Below are 10,177 nucleotides of genomic sequence, written 5' to 3'. Positions count from 1 at the left end.
GGTCGGGCGCCCCGGGTGCGGCCCTTCGTGGGGGGGGGCCCCGACGCCCGGGCCGCCCGTCGCGGGGGCGTTCGGCCCCGGCGACGGGCGGTCTACCCACGTCGTCGCCCCGCCGCGCGCGCCCGCTCCCGCCGTTACCCGCGTGTCGACGATCCGTGACGGACGTGACGGCGCCCGAACAGGGTATCGCGCACCCGTGACGACAGTCACCGATCGGTGATAACTTCATGGAGCAGAGCTCACTGAGCAGCGCAGTGCCCGCCCCAGGAGGCCGCCCTCATGAGTCCCTTCACCGGCTCCGCCGCCCGTACCGCCCGCTGGGATCATCTGCGCGTCGAGCTCGCCGACGGCGTCGCCACCGTCACCCTCGCCCGCCCCGACAGGCTCAACGCGCTCACCTTCGGCGCCTACGCCGACCTGCGCGACCTGCTCGCCGAGCTGTCCCGGGAGCGGGCCGTACGGGCCCTGGTGCTGGCCGGTGAGGGGCGCGGCTTCTGCTCCGGCGGCGACGTCGACGAGATCATCGGTGCGACCCTCTCCATGGACACCGCGCGGCTCCTCGACTTCAACCGGATGACCGGCCAGGTGGTGCGTGCGGTACGGGAGTGCCCGTTCCCGGTGGTCGCCGCGGTGCACGGAGTGGCGGCGGGCGCCGGCGCGGTCCTCGCCCTGGCCGCCGACTTCCGGGTCGCCGACCCCAGCGCCCGCTTCGCCTTCCTCTTCACCCGGGTGGGCCTGTCGGGCGGCGACATGGGCGCCGCCTACCTGCTGCCGAGGGTCGTGGGCCTCGGCCACGCCACCCGGCTGCTGATGCTGGGCGACACGGTGCGCGCACCGGAAGCCGAACGCATCGGCCTGATCAGCGCGCTCGCCGACGAGGGCGGCGCCGACGAGGCCGCCCGGGCTCTGGCCCGCCGCCTCGCCGACGGCCCCGCCCTGGCCCACGCCCAGACCAAGGCCCTCCTCACGGCCGAACTGGACATGCCCCTGTCGGCGGCGATCGAACTGGACGCCTCGACCCAGGCCCTGCTCATGAACGGCGAGGACTATGCCGAGTTCCACGCGGCCTTCACCGAGAAAAGGCCGCCCAAGTGGAGGGGGCGGTGACCATGCCGACCCAGGTGGGCGCGTCTGCCTCAGGGGCGCGGGACTCTTCTGAATGTGCGGCTACCGCCGCGTGGGCGCGACAGGCCACGACGGCGCCGCACCCGCCCGGAACGACAAGCCACCCCCGGCACATCGCGATCATCGGCGGCGGCCCCGGCGGCCTCTACACCGCCGCGTTGCTCAAACGCCTCGCCCCCGACCGCCGGATCACCCTCTGGGAACGCAACCCCCCCGACGAGACCTTCGGTTTCGGCGTCGTCCTCTCGGACGAAACCCTCGGCGGCATCGAACACGCCGACCCGGCGGTCCACGCCGCCCTGCGGAGGGACTTCATCCGCTGGGACGACATCGACATCGTCCACCGGGGCACCCGCCACACCTCCCGTGGACACGGTTTCGCCGCCCTCGGCAGGCACCGCCTCCTGGAGATCCTGCACCAGCGCTGCCGCTCCCTCGGAGTCGACCTGCGCTTCCACACCGAGGCACCCGACCCGGCCCGGCTGGCGGAGACGTACGACCTGGTGGTGGCCGCCGACGGGGTGCACAGCGGCACGCGCGAGGCCTTCGCCCACGTGTTCCGGCCCCGGATCACCGCGCACCGCTGCCGCTACATCTGGCTGGCCGCCGACTTCGCCTTCGACGCCTTCCGGTTCGAGATCGCCGAGACCGAGCACGGCGTGATGCAGCTGCACGGCTACCCCTACTCCACCGACGCCTCCACCGTGATCGTCGAGATGCGCGACGAGGTCTGGCACGCCGCCGGATTCGACGGGACGGACGGGGCGGAGTCCGTGCAGCGCTGCGCCAAGATCTTCTCCGACGCGCTCGGCGGACGCCCGCTGAAGTCCAACGACTCGGCGTGGACCACCTTCCGCACGGTCGTCAACGAGCGCTGGTCGCACGGCAACGTCGTGCTCCTCGGCGACGCCGCCCACACCGCGCACTTCTCCATCGGCTCCGGCACCAAGCTCGCCGTCGAGGACGCGCTGGCGCTCGCCGCGTGCCTGGACGAACAGCCCTCTCTGGAAACCGCTTTGACCGCCTACGAGACGGAACGCCGGCCCGTCGTCGCCTCCACCCAGCGCGCCGCCCGGGCCAGCCTGGAGTGGTTCGAGAACCTGCCCCTCTACGTGGCCCAGCCGTCCCGCCGGTTCGCCTTCAACCTGCTCACCCGCAGCCGCCGCGTCACCCACGACAACCTGCGGCTGCGCGACGCCCGCTTCACCGAGTCCGTGGAGCGGGAGTTCGGCTGCCCGCCCGGTACGCCCCCGATGTTCACCCCGTTCCGGATGCGCGGACTGACCCTGCGCAACCGGGTCGTCGTCTCGCCCATGGACATGTACTCGGCGGTCGACGGCGTCCCCGGCGACTTCCACCTCGTGCACCTCGGCGCCCGCGCGCTGGGCGGGGCCGGACTGGTGATGACCGAGATGGTGTGCGTCAGCCCCGAGGGGCGCATCACGCCCGGCTGCGCGGGCCTCTACACCGGCCGGCAGACCGAGGCGTGGCGGCGGATCACCGACTTCGTGCACGATCGGGCGCCCGGCACCGCGATCGGCGTGCAGCTCGGTCACAGCGGCCGCAAGGGCTCGACCAAGCTGATGTGGGAAGGCATGGACGAGCCGCTCGACGACGGCAACTGGCCCCTCGTCGCCGCCTCGCCCCTGCCGTACCGGCCGGGCGGCCAGGTGCCGCGCGAACTGTCCCGGGCCCAGCTCACCGACCTGAGGGAACAGTTCACGGCCGCCGCCGTGCGGGCCGCACGGGCCGGTTTCGACCTGCTGGAACTGCACTGCGCCCACGGCTACCTGCTCTCCGGTTTCCTCTCCCCGCTCACCAACCACCGCACCGACGCCTACGGCGGCTCACCGGAGAAACGGCTCCGCTTCCCGCTGGAGGTGTTCGACGCGGTGCGCGCGGTGTGGCCGGGGGACCGGCCGATGACCGTCCGCATCTCCGCCACCGACTGGGCGGAGGGCGGCACCACGGCCGACGACGCGGTCGCGATCGCCCGCGCCTTCGCCGCGCACGGCGCCGACGCGATCGACGTGTCGACCGGGCAGGTCGTGGCCGACGAGGCGCCGGAGTTCGGGCGCTCGTACCAGGCCCCCTTCGCCGACCGGGTGCGGCACGGGGCGGGCGTCCCGGTGATCGCGGTCGGCGCGATCTCCTCCTGGGACGACGTCAACTCCCTGATCCTGGCCGGGCGCACGGACCTGTGCGCACTGGGCCGCCCCCATCTCTACGACCCCCACTGGACGCTCCACGCGGCGGCCGAACAGGGCTACGAGGGCCCGGGCGCGGTTTGGCCGGCACCGTACCTGGCGGGCAGCAGACGGCCCCGGACCGGCCGCACGGACGCACCCAGACCCCGTCTCGGCCTCGGGGGTTGATCCCGGACGCGGTTCGGCCTCCGGAGTCGGTCCCGGACGCCACGAGCTCCGCCCGCCGGGCCGGCCCGTGCCCCGTCGGCACCGCGGTCTTCACCGGCGTGGCGGGCGGGAACCTCCCCCTCCGGGGGAGGGGACGTCAAAGGCCCACGAACACCGCCCCCGCGTCCCGCAACCGCTCGTGCAGGGAGCGGAAGACGGCCGCCGAGCGGGTGCCCGGCCAGTCGGCGGGGAGCAGGGCGGCGGGCAGGCCCGGGTCGGCGTAGGGGAGGTGGCGCCAGGAGTCCAGGGCGAGGAGGTAGTCGCGGTAGGCGTCCTCGGGAGGGGTGTCCGCGCGCCGCTCCCAGGCGCGCAGCACCCGCGCGTGCCGGTCCAGGAACGCCTCGTGCTGTTCGGCGATCCGGGCCAGGTCCCACCAGCGGGCGACCGCATCCGCGGTGGGCGCGAAGCCCAGATGCTCGCCGCGGAAGAAGTCGACGTAGGCCTCCAGGCGCAGGCGCTCCAGGGTGTGCCTGGTCTCCTCGTACAGCCGCGCGGGGGCGATCCACACGCCGGGGGCCGCCGTGCCGAAGCCGAGGCCGGACAGCCGGGAGCGCAGGACGTGCCGCTTCTGCCGTTCGGACTCCGGTACGGAGAACACCGCGAGCACCCAGCCCTCGTCCCCGGGCGGATCGGTGGCGTACACGCGCCGGTCGCCGTCGTCGAGCAACTGGCGTGCGTCGGGTGACAGTTCGTACCCGGCCGTGTCCTGTGCGGTACGCGCCGGGACGAGCAGGCCGCGCCGCTTGAGCCGGGACACCGAGGAGCGGACGGACGGGGCGTCCACGCCGACCGCGGCCAGCAGCCGGATCAGCTCGGCGACGGGCACCGGGCCCGGCACGAAGCGGCCGTACGCGCCGTAGAGCGTGACGATGAGGGATCTCGGAGTGTGGGGGGCTTGCTGGTCGAACACGTTGATCATCTTAAGTCGTATACGGACGGCGGGGTTCCCCGGCATCACGCACGGTCGTTCCCCGTCCCGGTGGGAGCGCGCAGCCGGAACCGCTGGAGCTTGCCGGTGGCCGTGCGGGGCAGGGCGTCCAGGAACACGATCTCCCGCGGGCACTTGTACGGCGCGAGCTCGGACTTCACGAAGGCGCGCAGCGCCTCGGCGTCGCGTTCCGCGCCCTCCTCGACGACCGTGTACGCCACCACGACCTGGCCGCGCGCCTCGTCCGGCCGCCCGACCACCGCCGCCTCGACCACGTCCGGGTGGCGCAGCAGGGCGTCCTCGACCTCGGGGCCCGCGATGTTGTACCCGGCCGAGATGATCATGTCGTCGGCGCGGGCGACGTACCGGAAGTAGCCGTCGGGGTCGCGGACGTAGGTGTCGCCGGTGATGTTCCAGCCGTCGCGCACGTACTCCCGCTGGCGCGGGTCGGCGAGGTAGCGGCAGCCGACCGGACCGCGCACCGCGAGCAGTCCGGGCTCCCCGTCGGGCACGGGCGTGCCGTCGGCGTCCTGCACGCGTGCCTGCCAGCCGGGGACCGGAACTCCCGTCGTTCCGGGGCGGATCGCCTCGTCGGCGGCGGAGACGAAGATGTGCAGCAGTTCGGTGGCGCCGATGCCGTTGATGATCCGCAGCCCGGTGCGCTCGTGCCAGGCCCGCCAGGTGGCGGCGGGCAGGTTCTCGCCCGCCGAGACGCAGCGGCGCAGCGACGAGACGTCGTGGCCGTCCAGTTCGGCGAGCATCGCGCGGTAGGCGGTGGGCGCGGTGAACAGCACCGACACCTTGTGCGCGGCGATCGCGGGCAACAACTGGGCGGGGTGCGCCTGTTCGAGGAGGAGTGCGCTCGCCCCGGCCCGCAGCGGGAACACCACCAGGCCGCCGAGGCCGAAGGTGAAGCCCAGCGGGGGACTGCCGGTGAACACGTCGTCCGCGACCGGCTTCAGCACGTGCCGGGAGAAGGTGTCCGCGATCGCCGGCACGTCCCGGTGGACGTGCATGCAGCCCTTGGGGCGCCCGGTGGTGCCGGAGGTGAAGGCGATCAGCGCCACGTCGTCGGCCGCGGTCGGCACGGCCTCGTACGGCGTGGTCGGCGCCGGGCGGTTCAGCAGGTCGCCGGGGGAGTCGCCGCCGTAGGTGGTGAGGGAGAGGCCCGGGACGTCGGCTTCGGCGAGGTCGTCGACGGACCTGATGTCGCACAGGGCGTGGTGGACCTCGGCGATCTCGCAGATGGTGCTCAGCTCGTGCGGGCGCTGCTGGGCCAGCACGGTGACGGCGATCGCGCCCGCCTTCAGCACCGCCAGCCAGCAGGCGGCCAGCCACGGGGTGGTGGGGCCGCGCAGCAGCACCCGGTTGCCGGGAACGATCCCGAGGTCGCCGGTGAGGAGGTGCGCGAGCCGGTCCACGCGGGCGCGCAGCTCGCCGTACGTCCAGGTGGTGCCGTCGGGGGTGTGGAACGCCGGGCGGTCGTCGGGCGGACCGTGCAGCAGCTCCGCGGCACAGTTCAGCCGGTCGGGGTAGCGCAGCTCCGGCAGGTCGAAACGGAGCTCGGGCCACTGGTCGGGTGGCGGGAGGTGGTCGCGGGCGAAGGTGTCGACGTGCGCGGTGGCCCGTGGATTCATGACGGTTCGCCCCCTTGGCGTGGTGGGCTCGCACCAGGAGCGTATCGCGTTGGTGACGGCAGTCAACGCTCCGCGATAGCCTCGGGAGTGGCCCAGTGGCGAGGGAAGGGACCGGCGATGACCGCATTCTCGCTCGAACCGGCGCAACTCGCCTGGTGCGCGGAGCTGCGCACACTGGCCGCGGAACGGCTGCGGCCGGTCGCCGAGAAGGGGGAACCCGGCCGGGTCGACCGCGCCCTGGTCGCCGAACTGGGCACCCTCGGCCTGCTGTCCCGCCTGTTCACCTCCGGTGCGCTCGACCTGTGCCTGATGCGGGAGTCCCTGGCCCACGCCTGCACCGAGGCGGAGACCGCCCTGGCCCTCCAGGGCCTCGGCGCCCACCCGGTGCACGCCCACGGCACCCCCGCCCAGCGCGCCCGTTGGCTCCCGGGGGTGAGCGACGGCAGCGTCGTCGCGGCGTTCGCGCTCAGCGAGCCGGACGCCGGCTCGGACGCGGCGGCACTGTCGCTGACGGCGGAGCCGGACGGCCGGGCGGGCCCGGCGGAGACGACCGAGCGGGGCGCGGTGGCGGACGCCCGGGGGGAGGCGGCGGGGTGGGGCGCGGTGGCGGACGCTCGGGGGGAGGCGGCGGGGCGGGGCGCGGTGGCGGACGCTCGGGGGGAGGCGGCGGGGCGGGGCGCGGTGGCGGACGCCGCTCCGGCCCCGGCGTCTCCGGCCGCGCATCACGACGGCCGCTCCGGCTGGCGGCTCACCGGGGAGAAGTGCTGGATCTCCAACGCCCCCGACGCCGACTTCTACACCGTCTTCGCCCGCACCACCCCCGGCGCCGGCGCGCGGGGCGTGACCGCCTTCCTGGTCCCCGCCGACCGCCCAGGCCTCACCGGCAGCCGCCTCGACATGCTCTCCCCGCACCCCATCGGTGCCCTCCGCTTCGACGCCGTACCGGTGAGCGCCGACGACGTGCTCGGCGAGGTCGACCGGGGGTTCCGGGTCGCCATGGACACCCTCAACCTGTTCCGCCCCAGCGTCGGCGCCTTCGCGGTCGGCATGGCGCAGGCCGCCCTGGACGCGACCCTCGCCCACACCGCCCGGCGGGACGCGTTCGGCGGCAAGCTGAAGGACCTCCAGTCCGTCGCCCACCAGGTCGCCGAGATGGCGCTGCGCACGGAGTCCGCCCGGCTCATGGTCTACGCGGCGGCGACGGCGTACGACGAGGGCACCGCCGACGTCCCCCGGCGCTCCGCGATGGCGAAGCTGCTGGCCACCGAGACCGCGCAGTACGTCGTCGACCGGGCCGTCCAGCTCCACGGAGCCCGCGCCCTGCAACGCGGGCACCTGCTCGAACACCTCTACCGCGAGGTCCGCGCACCCCGCGTCTACGAGGGGGCGAGCGAAGTGCAACGGGGCATCGTCGCCAAGGAGCTGTACAGGAACCTGGAGGACCGGTGACCGCCGAGCGCGTCAACCCGCCCGGGCTCTCCCCGCCGGCCGGCTTCTCGCACGCCGTCGTCGCCACCGGTTCCCGGCTGGTGTTCCTGGCCGGCCAGACCGCCCTCGACGCCGACGGCAAGGTGGTCGGCGACACCCTGCCCGAACAGTTCGCGCGGGCCCTCACCAACCTCCTCACCGCCCTGCGCGCAGCCGGCGGCACCCCCGCCGACCTGGCCCGCGTCACCGTCTACGCCACCGACGTGGCCGCGTACCGCGCCCACGCCCGTGCACTCGGCCGCACCTGGCGGGAGCTGGCCGGCCGGGACTACCCGGCGATGGCGGTCGTCGAGGTGGTCCGCCTCTGGGACGAACGGGCCCTGGTCGAACTCGACGGCTTCGCCCTGCTGCCCTGAGGGGCGGACCGGCTCAGGCGGCGACCGCGAGCCGGTCGGCGAGGACGCGGTGCGGGGCGATCACCCGGCCGTCGGGGAGCAGCTCACCGGTGTCGTCGAAGACGATCACACCGTCGCACAGCAGACTCCAGCCCTGCTCGGGATGGGCGGCCACCACATGTGCGGCGGAGTCATGGGGCTGGGGGCAGGAAGGCTGGTGGGCACACATGGCGCACCTCCACATAGGTGGAACGATCCGGATGGACCGTATACACGGACCATGCCCGGGCCGCGCATACGTCGGAACCGCCCGCCGGGAAACGTGACAGCCCCCGGACCATCCCGGGACGGTTCCCCGACGGCCGGGGCCGACTCGCCACCGAAGGGGTGACGATGACCGGCCCCGGCCCCCGCACCGGGTACTGGTGGGATCCCTCATTCCGCTCATTTCGGGAGGTTTCCCATGTTCGTACGTCCCGCCCTCGGCGTCGCGGCCGGTTCCGCGCTGCTGCTGCTCGGCTTCGCCGCGGCGGCCCCCTCGCCCGCGTCGGCGGCCCCCTCCGTCCCCTCGGAGTCCGTGACGGTGGACCAGGAGGGCCGGATGGCCGACGGCTCCGTCACCCTCTCCGGTACCTACCGCTGCCACGGCGGCGACGGACCGGTCTTCGTCAGCTCCTCGGTCAGCCGGCCCTCGTCCGACATCCACTACTCCGTCGGCGGCACCCGCGCGGTGTGCGACGGCAAGGAGCACCGCTGGGAGAACACCGGGACCGTGCCCGACAACGCCGTCGAGGCGGGCCGGGCCCACGTCGAGGCCACCCTCATGGAGCTGCGCCCCAGCGGTATCCTCCTGCTGCCCGTCTTCCACGCCGTCGAGCACCGGGACATCACCCTGGTCGAGGGCTGACATCCCTGGGGGCATCCCGGACGTCCCCTCTCACGACTCGCCGTCGGGCCAGTCCAGCAGACGTGCGCCGATCACCGCCGTCTGGAGCATGTAGCGGTGGGACGGGTCCGACGGGTTGGCGCCGGTGAGCTTGTGGATGCGCTCCAGGCGGTAGGTCAGCGCGCGCACGCTCAGCGAGAGCCGCCGGGCCGCCTCCGCGGCGACACAGCCGGAGTCGAAGTACGCGGTGAGCGTGTCCAGAAGGGGCACGGCACCGCCGCGGGCCGCGGTCAGCGGCCCCAGGGCGTTGTGCACCAGGTCGGCCATCGCCTGGCGGTCGCGGGCCAGTACGGGGTAGACGAGCAGGTCGGCGGCGCGCAGCACCGGGTCGTCGAGCCCCAGCCGCTCGGCTATCTCCAGTGAGCCGAGGGCCTCCTCGTAGGACTGGACGACACCACCCGGCCCCGACTGCGGGCGGCCGATGGCGACCTGGCCGCCGTCGGTGGCGGCGTGCGCCTGCTTGGCGAAGTACGTGAGCACCTCCCCCTGGTGCCCGGGCGCGATGCACAGCAGCCGCCCGTCCTTGGTGGTGAGCAGGATGCTGCGGTCACCGAACCGGGAGATCAGGGCGCGTTCCACCTGCCGCGGCACCGGGTCGCCCTCGTCGTAGGCGGCCACGCCCCGGGCGACGGCGACCGCGTGCTCGTGGGACAACCGCAGACCGAAGCGCTCGGCGCGTTCCGCCAGCCGTCCCAGATCGCTGCGACCGTAGAGCAGGTCGTCGATGAACTCCCGCCGAGTCGCCTCCTCCTGACGCACCGCCAGTCGCTGCGCCCGCTCGTACCCCTCGGCGAACGCGTCCACGACCTGCTGTACGGCCACGAGCGCGTCGTCGGCCGAGTCCGCCCCGCGCGGCCACACCCCGCGGGCGCCGGACAGGTGCGCGCTGACGAGGGAACGCAGACCGAACCCCGCCTCCGCGGCCCGTTCCCCCAGGGCCCGCCGGGAGGCGATCTCGTCCCGGGTGAGGCGTCTGCCCGTGGCCGCGACCTCGGCCAGAATGTGGGCATAGCCCTCCAGATACTGCTCCGGGATCTCCCGTTCGGTCACGCCTTTCCCCCGATTCTTGACGCTTCCCTGACGCGTCGGTTGTGTCACACCGGCATCAAGACCCTAATGAACATTGCCGGATTCCGGCAATGCGCGAGCGTGTTCCGAGCGGGCAGCATGGTCCGCGGGGAGCACCGCGGATGGTTCCGGTGCCGGGCACCGGCAGGTGCCCGGCCCGGGATCCGGAGGGGAGCGGTGCCACCCCCTGACGTGAGCGGTGAACAGGGGCGCGCCGGGCGCGGACGGCATCCGTC

9 protein-coding genes are annotated in these 10,177 nt (G+C 73.9%); 5 read left to right on the top strand and 4 right to left on the bottom strand.

Annotated elements, in window-relative coordinates; translation table 11 throughout:
• Nucleotides 1-279: 279 nt before the first annotated feature.
• Nucleotides 280-1,107, top strand: a complete 828-nt coding sequence (locus ACFXAE_RS35580) for an enoyl-CoA hydratase family protein (RefSeq protein WP_384723664.1) — start codon at nt 280-282, stop codon at nt 1,105-1,107.
• A 2-nt stretch (nt 1,108-1,109) separates the two neighbouring features.
• Nucleotides 1,110-3,500: a bifunctional salicylyl-CoA 5-hydroxylase/oxidoreductase gene (locus tag ACFXAE_RS35575; protein WP_384723667.1), complete on the top strand. Its 2,391-nt coding sequence runs from the start codon at nt 1,110-1,112 to the stop codon at nt 3,498-3,500.
• Between the two features lie 136 nt (nt 3,501-3,636).
• On the opposite strand, the gene ACFXAE_RS35570 is transcribed toward ACFXAE_RS35575, so the two are convergent.
• Nucleotides 3,637-4,458 carry a PaaX family transcriptional regulator C-terminal domain-containing protein gene (locus ACFXAE_RS35570; protein WP_384723661.1) on the bottom strand — a complete coding sequence of 274 codons (822 nt, stop codon included), beginning with the start codon at nt 4,456-4,458 and terminating at the stop codon, nt 3,637-3,639.
• Nucleotides 4,459-4,493: 35 nt separating this feature from the next.
• Nucleotides 4,494-6,104: an AMP-binding protein gene (locus ACFXAE_RS35565; RefSeq protein ID WP_384723658.1), complete on the bottom strand. Its 1,611-nt coding sequence runs from the start codon at nt 6,102-6,104 to the stop codon at nt 4,494-4,496.
• A 117-nt stretch (nt 6,105-6,221) separates the two neighbouring features.
• Here ACFXAE_RS35565 and ACFXAE_RS35560 point away from each other — a divergent pair, with 117 nt between their 5' ends.
• Nucleotides 6,222-7,553 (top strand): acyl-CoA dehydrogenase family protein, encoded by a 1,332-nt coding sequence (locus ACFXAE_RS35560; RefSeq protein ID WP_384723655.1) that lies wholly within the window; start codon nt 6,222-6,224, stop codon nt 7,551-7,553.
• Nucleotides 7,550-7,948 (top strand): RidA family protein, encoded by a 399-nt coding sequence (locus ACFXAE_RS35555; protein WP_384723650.1) that lies wholly within the window; start codon nt 7,550-7,552, stop codon nt 7,946-7,948. The genes ACFXAE_RS35560 and ACFXAE_RS35555 overlap by 4 nt, the downstream gene beginning before the upstream one ends.
• Nucleotides 7,949-7,961: 13 nt before the next feature.
• Here the strand turns inward: ACFXAE_RS35555 and ACFXAE_RS35550 are convergent, their stop codons facing one another.
• Nucleotides 7,962-8,156: a DUF5999 family protein gene (locus ACFXAE_RS35550; RefSeq protein ID WP_384723647.1), complete on the bottom strand. Its 195-nt coding sequence runs from the start codon at nt 8,154-8,156 to the stop codon at nt 7,962-7,964.
• Between the two features lie 234 nt (nt 8,157-8,390).
• Between ACFXAE_RS35550 and ACFXAE_RS35545 the strand changes: the two genes are divergently transcribed.
• Complete coding sequence (locus ACFXAE_RS35545; protein WP_384723644.1) at nt 8,391-8,834, top strand: DUF6299 family protein; 444 nt, start codon at nt 8,391-8,393, stop codon at nt 8,832-8,834.
• Between the two features lie 30 nt (nt 8,835-8,864).
• Here ACFXAE_RS35545 and ACFXAE_RS35540 read toward each other — a convergent pair whose 3' ends face one another.
• Entirely contained in the window at nt 8,865-9,923 is a 1,059-nt protein-coding gene (locus ACFXAE_RS35540; protein WP_384723641.1) for a PucR family transcriptional regulator, read from the bottom strand.
• Between the last annotated feature and the right edge of the window lie 254 nt (nt 9,924-10,177).

This window comes from Streptomyces sp. NPDC059454 (assembly GCF_042749965.1).
In the GTDB taxonomy this organism is placed as follows: Bacteria; Actinomycetota; Actinomycetes; order Streptomycetales; family Streptomycetaceae; genus Streptomyces.
This window is presented reverse-complemented; position numbering and strand designations above follow the sequence as displayed.

What these genes read in the sequence shown, in the direction of transcription:
- ACFXAE_RS35545 (WP_384723644.1), top strand. Translation starts at nt 8,391, where the DNA reads ATGTTCGTACGTCCCGCCCTCGGCGTCGCGGCCGGTTCCGCGCTGCTG.
- ACFXAE_RS35550 (WP_384723647.1), bottom strand. Translation starts at nt 8,156, where the DNA reads ATGTGTGCCCACCAGCCTTCCTGCCCCCAGCCCCATGACTCCGCCGCA.
- ACFXAE_RS35560 (WP_384723655.1), top strand. Translation starts at nt 6,222, where the DNA reads ATGACCGCATTCTCGCTCGAACCGGCGCAACTCGCCTGGTGCGCGGAG.
- ACFXAE_RS35575 (WP_384723667.1), top strand. Translation starts at nt 1,110, where the DNA reads ATGCCGACCCAGGTGGGCGCGTCTGCCTCAGGGGCGCGGGACTCTTCT.
- ACFXAE_RS35580 (WP_384723664.1), top strand. Translation starts at nt 280, where the DNA reads ATGAGTCCCTTCACCGGCTCCGCCGCCCGTACCGCCCGCTGGGATCAT.
- ACFXAE_RS35565 (WP_384723658.1), bottom strand. Translation starts at nt 6,104, where the DNA reads ATGAATCCACGGGCCACCGCGCACGTCGACACCTTCGCCCGCGACCAC.
- ACFXAE_RS35570 (WP_384723661.1), bottom strand. Translation starts at nt 4,458, where the DNA reads ATGATCAACGTGTTCGACCAGCAAGCCCCCCACACTCCGAGATCCCTC.